The following is a 15,382-nucleotide window of genomic DNA, read 5'->3' as shown; positions in this document are numbered from 1 at the left end:
TGCATTCGGAGAGTCGATGATGTTTAAGCAAATCCGTCCAGCATTGAGCGTTCTGGTTTTTATGACGCTGCTTACCGGCGCGGTCTACCCCTTGACCGTGACCGCTATCGCTCAGCTCGCATTTCCGGTGCAAGCCAATGGCAGCCTGGTGCGTGATGCGCAAGGCGAGGTGCGCGGCAGTCAGTTACTGGCTCAAGGCTTTGCCGGGGCGCAGTGGTTTCAGCCGAGGCCTTCGGCGGGGGATTACGCCACTGTGGCCAGCGCTGCGAGCAATCTGGCACCGAGCAATCCGGCATTGGCCAAGCGTGTGGCAGAAGACGCCAAGCGCTTGCAGGTTGCCGGACAGGGCGCTGTTCCCATGCAATTGGTGACAACCTCAGGCAGTGGCCTTGACCCGCACTTGTCACCCGCAGCCGCACGTTATCAGGTGGCGCGCATTGCTGCAGCGCGCAACATGCCTCGAGCCAGCCTTGATCGCCTGATTGATGCGCTGCTTGAAACCCCTTTAATTGGGCCGCAAGTGGTCAATGTACTGGCGCTGAACATGGCGCTGGCAGAAAATCAGGATCTGTCTCGCGCTGAGTAACGCTATGAGTGATGCAACCCAAGCTGACGCCCTGCTGGCTGATTTACCCAAAGGCACGCGCGGTCGGCTCAAGGTTTTTTTAGGCGCCGCACCGGGCGTCGGCAAGACCTATTCCATGCTCCAGGCTGCTCAGACCCAGCAGCGCATGGGCACTGATGTGCGGGTGGCAGTTGCCGAAACCCATGGTCGCGCTGAAACCGAGGCGATGCTGGTTGGCTTGCCGCAACAGGCCCAGCGCAAGTTGGAATACCGTGGTGTCGTGATGCGCGAGATGGATCTGGACGCCATTCTCGCGCAGCCGCCCACACTGGTATTGGTTGATGAGCTGGCCCATAGCAATGCCCCCGGCAGTCGTCACAACAAGCGTTGGCAGGACGTGCAGGAATTGCTCGATGCGGGCATTGATGTGTACACCACGGTCAATGTCCAGCATCTGGAATCACTCAATGATCGCGTGCGCGATATCACCGGTATCCAGGTGCGCGAAACCTTGCCTGACTGGGTGCTGCAGGAAGCCGATGAAATTCTGCTGATCGACCTGCCCACTCGCGAGCTGCTCGAGCGCTTGCGCGAGGGCAAGGTCTATGTGCCTGAGCAAGCGCGCGCCGCGATAGATGCCTTTTTCAGCCAGACCAACCTTACAGCCTTGCGCGAATTGGCCATGCAAACGGCGGCGGCGCGGGTCGATGCCGAGCTGACTCGGCGTTACCGGCTGCAAGGCCTGGACGCACCGGCCTTGCGCGGGCGGTTGTTGGTGGGAATCGACGGCGATGCTCAGGCCGAGCCTTTGGTGCGCCATGCCTGTCGGGTCGCCGAGCGGCGGCATCTACCCTGGTCGGTGGTGCATGTCGATACCGGCAAGCCTCGTAACGAGCAGCGTTTGGCCTTGTTGCAGGCTGCGCAGCAATTGGCCGAGCGCTTGGGTGGGGAAGTTGTCGGCTTGCGAGGCGGCGAGTGTGCGAAAACCCTGCTTGAACATGCGCGCGAGCGACGGGCCAGCCTGATTCTGGTCGGTCGCAGCCGTGCTGGTTTTTGGCGGCGCTGGTTTGGGCGCGGGCTGGCAGAGCGCTTGATGCTAAAAGGCCAGGGGCTGGAAATTTCTGCACTGGATTGCGCGCCGGAAAGGACCGTGCGCTTGCGTCGGGTCAGCCGACCGTTGATCTGGCGTGACTACCTGCAAGCCGTGGTTGCCGCCGTTCTGGCAGCCCTTGTCGCGTTGGGATTGTCACAGGTGCTTGAACTGCCAAATATCTCGCTGCTGTTCCTGGCGGCCGTATTGGTGGTAGCCGTGCGCAGCAGCTTGGGACCAGCGCTGGCCTGCGCTGGTTGTTCGTTCCTAGCGTATAACTTTTTATTTATTCCGCCGACGCTGACCTTGAGCATTGCCCGGCAAGAGGATGTCTTGACCTTGCTGTTTTTCCTGCTGATGGCTGCACTGACGGGCAACCTGGCAAGCCGTCAGCGTCAACAATTGGTGGCCCTGCGCGAAACCCAGGCGCAGACCACCGCATTGCTTGAGTTATCCAGCAAGTTGACGGCCGCCACTGATCGTCAGGCGATACTCAGCGCTGCCATGCAGCAGTTTTCATTGTGGCAAGAGTTGGATGTCAGCCTGTTGGCGCGGGGTAAAGATGATGTGTGGAAGGTCGAGGCCGGTAGCCAGCGCCTGCTCACAGATCAGGAGCGAGCCGCCGCCGACTGGGCCTGGCAGCACAGCCAGCCAGCCGGGCTGGGCACCGATACTTTGCCGGGCGGGCGTTGGTGGTGGTGGCCGCTGGAAGGTGAAGACGGTCCCTTGGCCTTGCTCGGAATCAGCCCCAAAAATGGCGCGCCCCTGGCCAGTGCGCAACGCCGCTTGATTGCCGCGCTCGGCCAGCCCCTGGCACAGGCACTGAGCCGTGCGCAGCTTGCGCAAGACTTGGAGGCGGCGCGCCTGCATGGCCAGACCGAAGAGTTACGCAGTGCCTTGTTGGCGTCTGTGTCTCACGATTTACGCACGCCGCTGACCGCAATGCGTGGCTCGATCGACAGCTTGCTAACGCTTGGCGAACAAATTCCAGCTGCGGATCGACATGAACTACTGGAAGGCACCCGTGATGAGGCCGAGCGTCTTGATCGCTACATCCAGAACCTGCTCGATATGACTCGCCTCGGCCATGGTGCGCTTAAACTGGCCCGCGATTGGGTGGCGCCATGCGATATCGTCTCCAGCGCCTTGCAGCGCTTACGTCTGGTGCTCGCTCCGCTGAAGGTCGAGCTGTCGATGGGCGATGATCTGCCGCTGCTTTATGTGCATGCCGCGCTGATCGAACAGGCGTTGATCAATGTGCTGGAAAATGCGGCGCGTTTTTCCCCAGCCGGGGGCCGCTTGCATTTGGTTGTGCAAGCTGATGGTCAGGAAATACGCATTGCTGTCAGTGATCAAGGGCCGGGTATTCCTGAACATGAACGCGATAAAATTTTCGACATGTTCTACACCGCTGCCCGAGGGGATCGCGGCGGCCAGGGCACCGGCTTAGGTTTGGCAATTTGCCAGGGTATGCTGGGGGCTCACGGCGGGCGAGTGAGTGTAAGTGAAGGGCTTGAGGGGCGTGGCGCAACACTGACGCTGCACATACCGCTGTCGCCACAACCTGTTATGGAAGATGAGTCTGTATGAGCAGTAATCAGCCGACTGTTTTAGTCATCGATGATGAAGCGCAGATCCGCAAGTTCTTGCGCATCAGCCTTGTGGCCAAAGGCTACAAGGTGATCGAAAGTGCTGATGGCAGCGACGGTCTGGCTCAGGCTGCATTGGGTAAGCCGGATATGGTGGTGCTTGATCTCGGCTTGCCCGATATGGACGGTCAACAGGTGCTGCGCGAGCTAAGGGAGTGGTCACAGGTTCCGGTGCTGGTGTTGTCGGTTCGCGCAGGAGAGGGCGATAAAGTGACAGCGCTGGATGCAGGCGCGAACGATTACATGACCAAGCCATTTGGTATTCAGGAGTTCCTGGCGCGGGTGCGTGTATTGCTGCGCCAGGCTGGTAGCGGCGAACTGGCCGCGGCCGTGATCAACAGCGGGCCCTTGAGTGTCGACTTTGCTTATCGTCGAGTGACGCTCGATGGATCGGAGGTTGCACTGACCCGTAAGGAGTATGCGGTGTTGGCCGTGCTTGCCCGACACCTTGGCCGTGTTGTGACCCAGCAGCACCTGCTCAAGGATGTTTGGGGCGCCAGTCATGCTGATGACAGCCATTACCTGCGGGTGGTCATCGGCCATCTGCGGCAAAAGCTCGGGGATGATCCTGCCGCCCCGCGCTTTATCATCACCGAGGCCGGTGTGGGTTATAGATTGCTGGAGCATTGAGTCGGATCCGTCGCGCTTGCAAGCGCGATGGATCGGCTTAAAGCCACGTCTCAGCTATTGCCAGCCATCTGCTCAACCAGATAATCGGCGAGGCACTGCTGGATGTTGCTGAGAAGCCTGGATGAGGCTACCAACGCCAGCTCCGTCGGCGGCGGTGTGCCCAGGCCAAGTTGATCGGTGACTATACGATGCTCGGGCCTCACTGCGCTGCTTGGCAAAAGGCTCAGGCCAATATTTGCGCTTACGGCCGCCTGTATGCTCGCCAGGCTTTGCGAGCAGAACGCGATATGCCAGCGCTGGCCAGCGGCTTCAAGAGCGCGAATGGCGCGCTCGCGATACAGGCAACCCTGTTCGTAGACCACCAAGGCAATGCTCTGTTGCTGCAGTTGCCACTGTGCTCCTGCAACCCACTCAAGTCGCTCCGACCAGGTCGCGATAGCCGCTGACTGGTCGATATTGCGCTTGATCAGCGCCAGGTCCAGTTCGCGACGCTGCAGTTGTTCATTGAGCTCGCAGCTAAGGCCATTGCGCGTGTCCAGGCGGATGTCCGGGAAGCGCTGGTTAAAACCTGTCAGCAGTTCGATCAGCCGATCCAGGGGAAAATCCTCGGGCACGCCCAGGCTGGCCACTCCGCGCATATCTTGGGAATTGAGCATATCGCTGGCTTCCATGGCCAGGCTGACCAAGCGCCGTGCGTAGCTGAGCAGGCGCTCGCCGTCTTCGGTTAGCTGGATCGACTTGCTGGCCCTATGCCTGATCAGCAGTGGGCGGCCGAGCTGCTCTTCGAGTTTTTTGATCTGCTGGCTGATGGTTGACTGCGTGCGGTTTACACGGTCGCCGGCGCGGGTGAAACCACCGGAATCGACAACGCTCACGAAGGTTTTGAGAAGCTCAAGATCAAGCATGGTTATAAATTCGATTAGTGAATTATTTTTTAATCATAATTTAATTTTCAAATTTAGTCTGCCAGCGCGACGATTGATGCCTTCTTACTGTTCAAGAGGTTGTTTGTCATGTCACTTCAACATTTCGCAAAACCGCAATGGCTCACCTTTGATTGCTACGGCACGTTGATCCAATGGGATGAAGGCTTGCTTGAATACGTGCGCCAATTGCTCAGGCAAAAGGGAATTGCTCACCGTGAAGCGGACTTCATTCGCGTCTACGATAACTATGAGCACGATCTGGAGCAGCAATCGGCCTACATGAGCTTTCGCCAGGTGTCCGCGCAAGCGCTGCGCCGCACTTTGGCCGATTTGGACGCCAGTTACGAGCCGGATGATGGCGAAGCATTTGTTGCCCGTATCGGACGCATGCCGCCATTTCCTGAAGTGGTCGAAACGCTGGGCTGGCTCAAACAGCAGGGTTTCAAGCTGTGTATCGTGTCCAACACCGACGACGACATTATTGCTGGCAACGTGGCGCAGTTGGCTGGGCATGTCGACCGGGTGATCACGGCGCAACAGGCCCAGGCCTATAAGCCTGATCCGCGATTGTTCGACTTCGCCCATGCCAGCCTCGGCGTGCAACGCTCGCAGGTGCTGCATATCTGCGCCAGCCCGCATCTCGATCTCGTTGCCGCGCGTGACATGGGCTTTCACTGTATCTGGATTGACCGTGGCACCCAGCGTGTGGCACCGGCCGACTACCAGCCCGATGCGGTATTGCCAAGGCTGGATGGCCTGCGCCAGCTCTTTGCAAGCCTTGGCTGGACCCGTGATCAAGGAGTAACACAATGAACTCGCTATCGAATATAAGCACCGCCCATGCCTGGCAACATATCGACTTCGACATCCCGCAAATCCACGCAGTGCGTGTCGACCTGGCCGCCTGCTTGCGCATGGCTGCTCATTTGGGATTGGCTGAAGGTATTTGCAATCACTTTTCGGTGCTGGTGCCGGGTCATGATGACTTGTTTATGGTCAATCCATTTGGCCTGGCCTTCGCTGAAATCACGCCTTCCAGCCTGTTGATTTGTGATTTCAACGGTCAGGTGGTGTGCGGCAGCGGTGTGCCGGAAACCACAGCTTTTTTTATCCATGCGCAAGTCCATCGCCTGCAGCCAAAGGCGGTGGCGGTGTTGCATACGCATATGCCAAACGCCACTGCATTGGCCATGCTTGAGGGCGAGCCCTTGCGCTGGGCGGGACAAACAGCGCTCAAGTTCTACGGCAGGGTCGCGGTGGACGATGGTTTCAATGGCTTGGCGCTGGATGTGTGCGAAGGGCAGCGGATTGCCGCTGCGATGGGTAATGCGCAGGTGCTGTTCATGAAGAGCCATGGCGTCATGGTCACGGGCGCTGACCTGTCCCTGGCGTGGGACGATCTCTACTATTTAGAGCGCGCAGCCGAGGTACAGATTCGCGCCATGAGCACGGGCGTGCCCCTACAGCCGGTTGCGCCTGAAATAGCTGAAAAGACAGCCGCGCAGATGCGTATCGGCGAGGCGCACAACGCACGGGCACACCTCGACAGTGTCATACGCCAGTTGAACTTGCTGCAGCCCGGCTTCAGCGATCTTTGAGGCGCATCCGCCTGGCCGAAAACCGATCCGGTGTATTCGATGGGGCTCAATACGATGCTCGGTGGTTGTCGGGCGGTTGTGCAAATGATCAGGAGGGGCGGGTCATCTTTGGCCGGGCATAACATTGGATGCACCCTCTGGAGTGCTAATTTCCTTCCTGGTTATGATTCGCCTCACAGCCAACACTGCAAGGCGAGGTTGCTTCAAGCGTTCAGAGTGTCTCGTAACGCTTTGCGGTTGAGCTTGCCGACGGTCGTTTTGGGAATTTGCTCCATAAACAGAACCCGGTGGGGTTTCTTGTAGGAGGCAACCTGGCTGGCAACGAAGCTAATCAACTGCTGCTCATCGACTTCTGCTCCGGGATGCAGGGCTACGACGGCAGTAACGGATTCCACCCATTTTTCGTCTTTCAGGCCAACGACCGCACACTCGGCTATGGCTGGATGGGCCATGAGCACGTCTTCGATTTCACGGGGATAGACGTTATAGCCACCGGTGATGATCATGTCCGAGGTGCGATCCTTGATGTGCAGGAAACCACGTGCATCAAAGCAGGCGATGTCGCGAGTGCGGAGCCAGCCGTCATCGAGGAACATGCTCTGGTTCAAATCCGGGGCGTTGAAGTAACCGAGCATGCGAGATGGCGAGCGCACGGCAATCTCTCCGGGCTCGCCGGGTGCGACATCGTTGCCTTGCTCATCGACCAGGCGGATCTCTACATCAATCGAAGGCCGGCCACAGGAACCGAGTAGCTCACCTTTATGATCCTCCGGGCGTAGAACAGCCACAGCCAATGGACATTCTGTCTGCCCGTAATACTGCCAAAAGCGTTCGCGCCCCCACAGCTCCATGGCCTTGTCGATCACGGGACGCGGCATCGGCGAGGCACCGTAGATTACTTGGCGAAGATGCCTGATATCAGTACTGGCGAAGCCTGGGGAGGCCATCAGCATCTGCAGCATTGTTGGCACCAGGTTGATCGCTGTAATGGCATGGTGTTCGATCAGTTGCAGGAACTGGTCAGGATCAAAACCACGCATGATTACGGTGCGTGCACCGCGCGACCAGAATGGCAAGACAAACACACCGCTGGCGTGAATCAAGGATGCCGCATGCAGCATGGCATCATCCTGCTCGACTGCGATCAGGTTAAGCAGTACGTTCTTGCAGATACCTGCATAGGAGGCTTGAGTATGCTGTGCGGCCTTCAGTGTGCCGGTAGTGCCGGAGGTAAAAAGGGTCAGCACTACGTCGTCGTCGCTGACCTCGACCTTTGGGGCATTAGCACTGGCTTTAGCTGCTGCGTGCAACAAGTCGATGCCACTGCTGCTGGCGTCGCCCAGGCCATGGCAGATCAATTCGGGTAGTTCGCCACTCAGCTCCCGGGCGCGTTCAGCCAGGTCGGCACCGTAGACGAGGTAGTTGCACTGCGTTTCTTCCAGCATCCGACGGTGTTCAGCCAGTGACAGCCGGGAGTTGAGGGGGACTCGATTAGCCCCGCACTTAACCAGCGCGAAGTCGACAGGGACACTGTGCAGGCCATTGTTTAGCAAAACTGCAACCCGCTCACCCCGTGTCACACCCTGCTCGATCAGGGTGTGGGCCAGCTGGTTACTCAGGGTCTGGACCTGATCAAAGGTAAGTGACTGGTCTTCGAATACCACTGCGGTACGTGGGCCGTGGGCCATAGCGCCACGGTGAATAAGTTCTAGATAAGTTGTTGTCATATCGACGCTTCCTGTGACTGGAGCATTAGCCGTCAAAACGGCCATGTCGGCCTGAGCCCTTGACGAAGTGTTCGGCCCCTTCGATTGCTTCGGAGAAGACGATCGGGTAACCGCCAGCTCCTTCATTGATTAGCGCTTGCGCCAACTCGTTGTCCCACTGTAGATAGGCCGATTGGCGGTCAGCACGTAAGCACTGTTGGGGGAAGGCCGCAATCTCCTTTGCCAGTTTCAGGGATGCGGCAAGGGCCTGGCCGTCCTCCATAACGCGATTAACCAGCCCAATTTCCAACGCCTCCTCGGCATGTACCGGGCGCCCGGTGAGCATCATGTCCAAGGCTCGCCCTTGTCCGACGATACGCGGAAGACGTACAGTCCCACCGTCGATCAGCGGTACGCCCCACCGACGGCAAAACACACCGAATACCGCTGACTTCTCCGCTACCCGCAGGTCGCACAACAACGCTAGCTCCAATCCGCCCGCCACTGCATAGCCGCTGACGGCGGCGATCACCGGTTTACTAAGCAGCATGCGGCTCGGCCCCATGGGGCCCGGGCCGGTACCACTTGGCTCAACCTCATTGCGCAATGTTGGATCTCCCATCGCAGATAGGTCTGCGCCTGCGCAAAAATTGTCGCCACTGCCAGCCAGCACTGCTACATGCAGATGCTCATTCGCTTCAAACGCAATGAATGCGTCACGCAATGCATTGGCAGTCACGCGATCTACAGCGTTGCGTTTCTCTGGACGATTGAGAGTGATGATGCAGACGTTTCCGTCCATCTCGATGAGTACTGAAGGTTGATTCATACGCTGGCTTCCGCTGAAAGACTGAATGCGGGTGGTTTCAGTGGCAACTGAAGCCACCATCGATGATGATTTCGGTGCCGGTGATGTACTTCGAGTCATCGCTGGACAAGAACACCACTGTGCCGGAAACCTCGTCAGGGTCGGCGAAACGCTTGACCGGCAACTCCTGCATCAGGCGCTGATGCACCGCAGCCTGACGGTCGGCATCAAGTTTGGACATCACGCCCGTGACCAGAGGCGTGGAGATATAGCCTGGGTGCAGGCTGTTGACGCGAATGGCATATCCCTTTTCGGCGCAATGCAGGGCAACCGACTTGGAAAGAAACCGCACGCCGGCCTTCGAGGCCGAGTAGCCAATGGCGTCCTGCTCGCCGACGATAGCAGTGATCGACGACATGTTTATGATCGAGCCACCGTGTTGCTGCATCAGCGGGAGCGATAACTTGCAACCTAGGAAGGCACTTTTAAGGTTCACATCGAGATGGAGCTGGAATTGTTCCAAGGAACATTCCTCGATATTGCCTGGAATGATCATGCCGGCATTATTGATCAGCACATCAAGTCGTTTTTCATGGCTTCGTATAGTGTCTAGCACCATGTGCCAATCAGACTCATTACTGACATCTTGGGGGAGGAAAAATACATGGCCGCCGTCATTATTGATTTCGCTTTCGAGCGCCTTGCCAGCGACTTCGTTGATGTCGGTGAAATAAACGACAGCACCTTCCTGGTCTAGGCGCCTTACGAAGGCCTGTCCCATTCCGGATGCGCCACCTGTGACCAGCACTACTTTGTTATTCAGTCTCATCGTTTTCCCTTGCACAGGCGTGTGCCAGCAGAGGCATCAGGTCCGCCTGAATGATGGTTGGGTCGTAGGGATCAGGCAGCGCGGATCGCCGGGCGGGCCGCAGGCAGGATGTCGATCAGCGAGGCAAGGTCGAGTTGCTCGTAGGCGCCCAGGCTTATCCCTTCAACGGCTTGGAAGAAGCGCATGCCCAAGTGGAAAATCGTTCCGTCTTCGAGGAAGTTGTCGATGAATTGGCCGCTTGGGCTGTCGAAGGTGATGATCATGTCCGACCCTGCCTCGCTATAGGCTACATGGTCGTTGCCGATGTCTTCGTAGGCGATTTCACCTGCTTCGAAGTGTCCATCATCATAGTCCCAGCTACCGCTGAGAGTTACCGCTACCGCATAGCAGTGATGCAGATGACGAGGCATTTGCGAGTTGGCCTCGAAGCGGGCACGAACGATGACTCGATTGAGAACCGGGTCGGCTTTGTACACTTTGATGCTGACACCCTTTGCACCAGGCAGGTTGAGCGGCAGCCAATCTGAGGGTTGCTGGAGTACAGATACAGCATTGGACATGATGGGTTCCATTATTGTTGTAGATTTCGGAATCCAGTATGGCCGGTAGTAGTGCTGGCAATTTTTACTTCATATGACGTATTTTTATCTTTTCAGACCGGCCTGTATGCTAGAGCAACAGTCACTGCAACGGTACATTGATATGGTTGAAAATGTGCTCATCAGAGGTAGCTCTCTGACGGCCTTTCCCGATCTGGTGCGTGAGCTGGGGCGGGATCCTGCGCCTTATCTGGCGCAACTGAATGTGAGCGAGACGCTGATCAGTGATCCCAAGCAGTTCATGTCCTATGCTGGGTTCGTTCAGACATTGGAGAGGGTCAGCCAAGATCTTGATTGTCCTGATTTTGGCTTACGCATGGCCCAGCAGCAGAGTGTTGGCGTTCTCGGGCCATTGGCGCTTATCGCGCAGTTTTCGGAGACCGCTCTCGATGGCTTGCAGCGAATTGCTCGATACATGGCCTACCATAGCCCGGCAGCGGTAGTGAAGATTGAGGATCCGACGCTGTGCGAACGCCCCGAGTTGTTCTTTTCTATTGCCTTGACCCAAGTTACTCAGCAGCGACAAACTATTGAGTTGTCACTCGGGTTTGCCATGCAAGTCATGCGGTTATTGAGTGGTCGCAATTTCAAGCCTCTTAGTGTGAGCTTCCAGCACACACCCTTGTTGCCGGTAAGTCACTACCGTGTCTATTTCGGTTGCCCCGTGTATTTCGAGGCATCGAGTAACAGCATGGAGATCAGAAGTGCAGATCTGCTCAGACCGATTGATGTGAGTGATCCGCTGATGTGCAAAACGATGGAGGCGTTTGTCGCTAATGCACTGGCCGAAGTCAGTCATACACTGGTTAGCAAGGTGCGCCAGCTAATCCAGCAGCTTCTGCCCTTGCAACGGCGTTGTACCCTTAGCTTGGTAGCGCGACATCTCGGCATGGGAGAGCGCACTTTGCAACGCCGGCTGAAAGTTGAGCGGGTTTTCTTTGAAGAACTGGTCGATGAGGTGCGCCAGGAGCTGGCGCAAAGTTACCTGAAACGCGCAGATATGAGCATGGCCCAAGTAGCGGGTCTGCTTGGCTACCGTGAGCAAAGCTCCTTTAATCGTGCCTGCCGTCGCTGGTTTGGAGAGTCGCCGCGTGGACTACGTAAGGACTAGAGCAGGGTGATTCACTTTTCTCACCTTCTGTCTTCGTGACCTGGTATGTCACTGTTTCAGCCATCGACTCAGATACTCCACCATTGGCGAGCACGGCCTCGAATCACAATGTCGGGCTGATTCCGCTGTCCTGTGCCTAGCCGCAATACTCTGGCCCAGAAGCGCTGAGCGACACACGCTCAGGGTTATTAAGTCGATTTTGTGAGTAGCTCAAGCACCCTAGTTCCGAGCAGGAGAGCGGGGACGGTTGACTAATGGGCGAATGAGGCCCCATCTGCCTAGCTTCAGGCATTAAAAAGCCGGCTTGTGGCCGGCTTTAGGGGGCGGTCGCGACTCATTTATGGTGAGTCGTAACTGCCAAATGGGGGCGTGCACTCTGTCGTCAGAGGCGAGCGGGCCGAGACTTTAGCAAGACCCAGGCGAAGCTGCCAGCCATAACTGTTTCAGTGTATTGATCCAGGCAGAATTAATCGCTGGCAATTCGCTCCAGGCGATAGCCGTAACCGTAGATGGTTGCCAGTTTCCAGCCGTTTTCCGGGGTGAGTCCGAGTTTGCTGCGCAGGCGGTAAATGTGTGTATCAAGCGGACGTGACGAGTGGACTTCCTCGCGGGGCCAGAAACGCTCATAGAGGTATTCGCGTGAAAGTGGCCGGTCGATATTACTGATCAAGCATTTCGCCAAGCTGTACTCTCGCTCGGTCAGGTTGACGGGCATGTCGTTACGCTTGACCTGCTGCTCGGTGTCATCAAACAGCAGGTCGTAGACCTTGAGCGAAGGGCTTTTGTTTTGTACGACGTTGCCTTGGCGGCGCAACACGGCCAGAACCCGCGCTTGCAATTCCTGGCTACGGAAGGGTTTGTTGATGTAGTCATCGGCGCCTTCGTTTAATGCCAGCACAACATCCTGCTCACCATTGCGGCTGGTCAACATGATGACCGGAGGCTGCTTCTCAAGATGTTTGCGGCTCCAGCGCAAGACTGTCAGTCCACTTACGTCCGGCAGCTGCCAGTCAAGAATCAGCAGGTCGAATGTTTCGCGCTTCAATTGTCTGAGCAACTCTTCGCCGCGGCTAAAACCGTGCAAACTCCAAGGCACCTCACTGCGCTTTGCAATGTTCTGCAGAGTCTGAGTGATGCGGTCTACCTCGGTTTGTTCGTCGTCCAGTATTGCTACACGCATAGCTTGGGATGATCCGTATCAACTTAACGAGCGGGTTTAATGAGTAAGGTTGTTGCTCGGATGCGGGGGTGAGGCGAAATCTGAACAAATATGAGATTTGCCAAAAAGCAGCATCACTGCTTGCTAGATTTACGCCACATAAAAATCGCATACAAGCACTTTTGATGATCCAAGGCAAGGTAGCAAGAATTGCCTGATGTAGCCTGCGTTGCTGTAGGCGCGCAATTAACCATGCTGCTATGGATGCTGGTCTTTCCATCCATCCTTTCAGGTTTTGGGTTGTGCTGAGTATTTGTAATTAACTGTTCTGATCACTCAGGCAGTGAAGAGGTTCGATCTATTGCTCAAGGATTGCGCAATGAATCGAAGCAAGCGGCATGGAAGCCGCGAATGAAGGCCAGTTTAGCCACCGTTTAAAGGGGTTGCTAAGCAACGACCTGTGCATCTAGCTGACCACGGATAGGATTGGCTGATTGTGATCTAGGTACGTGGCTTTCATTGGTATAAGGAACCTTGTGACCTGTGTACAGGTTCCAGCAGGAGCGGGTCGAGGTTGGACGGACCCAACCAGGAGCAACATTCTCGTTGGCTGCCGAGCGTGCTCGGATGGTCGTGAGCTGTAGCATGGATTGCTACAGGGCATGGATGCCTCAGGGAAGATGTAGAGCGCGTGGCGGTTGCATGTTGACCGGCAAGAGTGAGCTATCACTACCGCGCTTGGTAAATAGCACAAGGACGTGCTTCCCATCGATTATTTTGAGTTAACTAATCTCCCATTGATATTGCTTATGCGAACGGCTCGTTCGCATAACTTTGGGACATGTTCGTAAGGAAGCAGGCATGAGTGGTAACACGGCTTTTAAGCAATGTACGGCAGAGGTATTTGGTACCTTCTGGCTGGTTTTGGCCGGCTGCGGCAGTGCGGTATTGGCGGGTTCGGATATAGGCTATCTGGGTGTGGCACTGGCGTTTGGCCTGAGTGTGTTGACCATGGCGTTTGCAATTGGGCATATCTCGGGTTGCCATCTAAACCCCGCTGTAACCCTCGGGTTATGGGTAGGAGGTCGTTTCCCGGGCAGGCAGTTGCTGCCCTACGTTATTGCGCAACTGATTGGCGGCATTGCCGCAGCCACTGTTTTGTATTTTATTGCCGATGCCAAGCCCGGGTTTGATCTGGCCGCCTCCGGTTTTGCAGCCAACGGCTATGCTGAACATTCCCCCGCAGGTTATTCGATGGCTGGAGCCTTCCTGACGGAGGTGGTGATGACCATGATGTTTATAGTGGTCATTCTGGGTGCAACATCGACACGGGCGCCAAAGGGGTTTGCGCCTATTGCGATCGGCTTGGCGTTGGCGTTAATCCATATGATCAGTATTCCAGTGACCAACACTTCGGTTAACCCTGCACGCAGCACGGCTGTTGCCCTCTTTGCAGGTGACTGGGCTATTGCCCAGCTTTGGTTGTTCTGGCTTGCTCCTTTGCTCGGGGCTGTATTGGGGGCAGGCATCTATCGCATGATTGGGTCAAAGCAGGACGGCTGACTTTTAGGCGTTTTACCCAACAAGGGTATCCAGAGATGGGTATCCTTGTTTTTGTTTAGAGGCTTTTAGCTGTCAGGCAGCGGCCGGCCCGGTTTTCTGCTTGAATTGCGCAGGCTGGCTATCGATCACAGGGAGGTATCAAGTGGCTCATTCAACAGTTCGTGCATTTTTATCGCGTGTGCCGGTCTATTCATGAAGCGCATGCCATGCAATGCCATTGCTGCCCTGGTGCTGGGCATGGCAGTCATTTGCCTGTTTGGCAGCACCGGGTTATACGCTGATCAGTTGCGTCCTGGGACGGATGGGCTTGCTGCAAACCTTGCCTTGGCCGATATCCCGGAGCCTTTGCCTGCGGTAGTCGAATCTCTTGAAGGTGAGGCTTGGCTGGTCGACAAGCGTGGTAGGGAGACCCCTCTGGTTGAAGGTATGGCGGTCGAGCGGGAGCAGGGCATTCGCACCGGTAGCAATGCATTTATTGCACTGAGGCTCGGTGATGACTCTCGTATTGTGTTGCCTTCACAAAGCCGTGTTGTGCTCTTGTCTGACAAGAAAGTCATGCAGGTCAAGCTGCTGCAAGGGCAGGTAGAGTCCTACGTGCACAAGCGTGATCCTCAGGTAGAACACTTTCAAATACTTACGCCTGTCGGGGTTCTGGGTGTGCGCGGTACGCATTTTCGTGCACGGCAAGTTGAGGGTGAGGATGCCGTCTTGACTGAAGTACTCACTGGTCGCCTTGCCGCTGAGCGTGGCGATGGGCTTGATGAGCCGAGTTTGATCAACGCCAGGCAAGGCATGCGTGTAGCCCCTGTTGGCACCTTGAAAGCGGTCGACTTATTACCTGGGCCTGAGTTGCTTGGCCAGCAGGGTAGTGCAGGGGCGCAGGGCGAATGGACTGTATTGATCAAGCCGCTCGCTGGAGCCAAACGCTATCGGGTGCAGGTTGCCAGTGATCCAACATTTTTGCGGATCAGGCGCGAACAGTTCTCAAGTTCAACCCAGATCAGTTTCACCGGACTCGATTCCCCTTTGTACTACATGCGCATAACTGCATTTGATGAGTTGGGCCTTGAAGGAATGGCTTCAATCTATCACGTGATGCACTTCCTGCCTGTTGCAAGTAAGTACTGAGAACTCGAGTGACAGACAATA

Annotated in this window: 14 protein-coding genes; 8 read left to right on the top strand and 6 right to left on the bottom strand. The window is 56.4% G+C overall.

Translation table 11 applies throughout. The annotated features are described in order from the left end of the window. Positions 1 to 19 precede the first annotated feature (19 nt). The 3 genes from kdpC to CHB79_RS15400 are packed head-to-tail and all read left to right on the top strand — an operon-like array spanning position 20 to position 3,934. A complete protein-coding gene (kdpC, locus tag CHB79_RS15410; protein WP_010487103.1) occupies positions 20 to 586 on the top strand; it encodes a potassium-transporting ATPase subunit KdpC in 567 nt (188 codons plus the stop codon). 4 nt (positions 587 to 590) lie between these two features. Further along, the gene (locus CHB79_RS15405; RefSeq protein ID WP_089360561.1) at positions 591 to 3,245 is read left to right on the top strand and encodes a sensor histidine kinase; all 2,655 of its coding nucleotides are present in this window, start codon (positions 591 to 593) and stop codon (positions 3,243 to 3,245) included. Next, positions 3,242 to 3,934, top strand: coding sequence for a response regulator (locus tag CHB79_RS15400; protein ID WP_010487106.1), 693 nt, complete (start codon positions 3,242 to 3,244; stop codon positions 3,932 to 3,934). Before CHB79_RS15405 ends, CHB79_RS15400 begins: the two co-directional genes overlap by 4 nt. A 50-nt stretch (positions 3,935 to 3,984) precedes the next feature. On the opposite strand, the gene CHB79_RS15395 is transcribed toward CHB79_RS15400, so the two are convergent. After that, on the bottom strand, positions 3,985 to 4,839 hold the full coding sequence (locus tag CHB79_RS15395) for a LysR substrate-binding domain-containing protein (RefSeq protein ID WP_089360560.1): 855 nt from the start codon (positions 4,837 to 4,839) through the stop codon (positions 3,985 to 3,987). Between the two features lie 108 nt (positions 4,840 to 4,947). Here CHB79_RS15395 and CHB79_RS15390 point away from each other — a divergent pair, with 108 nt between their 5' ends. Both CHB79_RS15390 and CHB79_RS15385 read left to right on the top strand, forming a co-directional pair. Next, positions 4,948 to 5,673, top strand: coding sequence for a haloacid dehalogenase type II (locus CHB79_RS15390; RefSeq protein ID WP_010487109.1), 726 nt, complete (start codon positions 4,948 to 4,950; stop codon positions 5,671 to 5,673). Then, entirely contained in the window at positions 5,670 to 6,458 is a 789-nt protein-coding gene (locus CHB79_RS15385) for an aldolase (RefSeq protein ID WP_089360559.1), read from the top strand. The genes CHB79_RS15390 and CHB79_RS15385 overlap by 4 nt, the downstream gene beginning before the upstream one ends. 203 nt (positions 6,459 to 6,661) lie before the next feature. Here the strand turns inward: CHB79_RS15385 and CHB79_RS15380 are convergent, their stop codons facing one another. From CHB79_RS15380 to CHB79_RS15365, 4 genes are all read right to left on the bottom strand, one after another. Next, the gene (locus CHB79_RS15380) at positions 6,662 to 8,185 is read right to left on the bottom strand and encodes a class I adenylate-forming enzyme family protein (RefSeq protein ID WP_089360558.1); all 1,524 of its coding nucleotides are present in this window, start codon (positions 8,183 to 8,185) and stop codon (positions 6,662 to 6,664) included. A 25-nt stretch (positions 8,186 to 8,210) separates the two neighbouring features. Further along, a complete protein-coding gene (locus tag CHB79_RS15375; protein WP_089360614.1) occupies positions 8,211 to 8,993 on the bottom strand; it encodes a crotonase/enoyl-CoA hydratase family protein in 783 nt (260 codons plus the stop codon). Between the two features lie 37 nt (positions 8,994 to 9,030). Next, positions 9,031 to 9,801 carry an SDR family oxidoreductase gene (locus CHB79_RS15370; protein ID WP_029529512.1) on the bottom strand — a complete coding sequence of 257 codons (771 nt, stop codon included), beginning with the start codon at positions 9,799 to 9,801 and terminating at the stop codon, positions 9,031 to 9,033. A 71-nt stretch (positions 9,802 to 9,872) separates the two neighbouring features. Then, positions 9,873 to 10,361, bottom strand: a complete 489-nt coding sequence (locus CHB79_RS15365; protein ID WP_029529513.1) for a cupin domain-containing protein — start codon at positions 10,359 to 10,361, stop codon at positions 9,873 to 9,875. A 142-nt stretch (positions 10,362 to 10,503) separates the two neighbouring features. Between CHB79_RS15365 and CHB79_RS15360 the strand changes: the two genes are divergently transcribed. Beyond that, a complete protein-coding gene (locus tag CHB79_RS15360; protein WP_176443205.1) occupies positions 10,504 to 11,511 on the top strand; it encodes an AraC family transcriptional regulator in 1,008 nt (335 codons plus the stop codon). A 466-nt stretch (positions 11,512 to 11,977) separates the two neighbouring features. On the opposite strand, the gene CHB79_RS15355 is transcribed toward CHB79_RS15360, so the two are convergent. Further along, complete coding sequence (locus tag CHB79_RS15355) at positions 11,978 to 12,691, bottom strand: response regulator transcription factor (protein ID WP_010487188.1); 714 nt, start codon at positions 12,689 to 12,691, stop codon at positions 11,978 to 11,980. 840 nt (positions 12,692 to 13,531) lie between these two features. Between CHB79_RS15355 and aqpZ the strand changes: the two genes are divergently transcribed. Together aqpZ and CHB79_RS15345 are read left to right on the top strand one after the other, a co-directional pair. After that, positions 13,532 to 14,233 (top strand): aquaporin Z, encoded by a 702-nt coding sequence (aqpZ, locus tag CHB79_RS15350; protein WP_089360556.1) that lies wholly within the window; start codon positions 13,532 to 13,534, stop codon positions 14,231 to 14,233. Positions 14,234 to 14,425: 192 nt separating this feature from the next. Beyond that, positions 14,426 to 15,361, top strand: coding sequence for a FecR family protein (locus tag CHB79_RS15345; protein WP_089360555.1), 936 nt, complete (start codon positions 14,426 to 14,428; stop codon positions 15,359 to 15,361). Positions 15,362 to 15,382 lie beyond the last annotated feature (21 nt).

Origin of the sequence: Pseudomonas segetis (assembly GCF_900188155.1) — a bacterium.
Taxonomy (GTDB): domain Bacteria; phylum Pseudomonadota; class Gammaproteobacteria; order Pseudomonadales; family Pseudomonadaceae; genus Aquipseudomonas; species Aquipseudomonas segetis.
This window is presented reverse-complemented; position numbering and strand designations above follow the sequence as displayed.

Excerpts from the sequence above, each read along its gene's own strand:
- kdpC (WP_010487103.1), top strand. The coding sequence starts at position 20 with ATGTTTAAGCAAATCCGTCCAGCATTGAGCGTTCTGGTTTTTATGACG.
- CHB79_RS15405 (WP_089360561.1), top strand. The coding sequence starts at position 591 with ATGAGTGATGCAACCCAAGCTGACGCCCTGCTGGCTGATTTACCCAAA.
- CHB79_RS15400 (WP_010487106.1), top strand. The coding sequence starts at position 3,242 with ATGAGCAGTAATCAGCCGACTGTTTTAGTCATCGATGATGAAGCGCAG.
- CHB79_RS15395 (WP_089360560.1), bottom strand. The coding sequence starts at position 4,839 with ATGCTTGATCTTGAGCTTCTCAAAACCTTCGTGAGCGTTGTCGATTCC.
- CHB79_RS15390 (WP_010487109.1), top strand. The coding sequence starts at position 4,948 with ATGTCACTTCAACATTTCGCAAAACCGCAATGGCTCACCTTTGATTGC.
- CHB79_RS15385 (WP_089360559.1), top strand. The coding sequence starts at position 5,670 with ATGAACTCGCTATCGAATATAAGCACCGCCCATGCCTGGCAACATATC.
- CHB79_RS15380 (WP_089360558.1), bottom strand. The coding sequence starts at position 8,185 with ATGACAACAACTTATCTAGAACTTATTCACCGTGGCGCTATGGCCCAC.
- CHB79_RS15375 (WP_089360614.1), bottom strand. The coding sequence starts at position 8,993 with ATGAATCAACCTTCAGTACTCATCGAGATGGACGGAAACGTCTGCATC.
- CHB79_RS15370 (WP_029529512.1), bottom strand. The coding sequence starts at position 9,801 with ATGAGACTGAATAACAAAGTAGTGCTGGTCACAGGTGGCGCATCCGGA.
- CHB79_RS15365 (WP_029529513.1), bottom strand. The coding sequence starts at position 10,361 with ATGTCCAATGCTGTATCTGTACTCCAGCAACCCTCAGATTGGCTGCCG.
- CHB79_RS15360 (WP_176443205.1), top strand. The coding sequence starts at position 10,504 with ATGGTTGAAAATGTGCTCATCAGAGGTAGCTCTCTGACGGCCTTTCCC.
- CHB79_RS15355 (WP_010487188.1), bottom strand. The coding sequence starts at position 12,691 with ATGCGTGTAGCAATACTGGACGACGAACAAACCGAGGTAGACCGCATC.
- aqpZ (WP_089360556.1), top strand. The coding sequence starts at position 13,532 with ATGAGTGGTAACACGGCTTTTAAGCAATGTACGGCAGAGGTATTTGGT.
- CHB79_RS15345 (WP_089360555.1), top strand. The coding sequence starts at position 14,426 with ATGAAGCGCATGCCATGCAATGCCATTGCTGCCCTGGTGCTGGGCATG.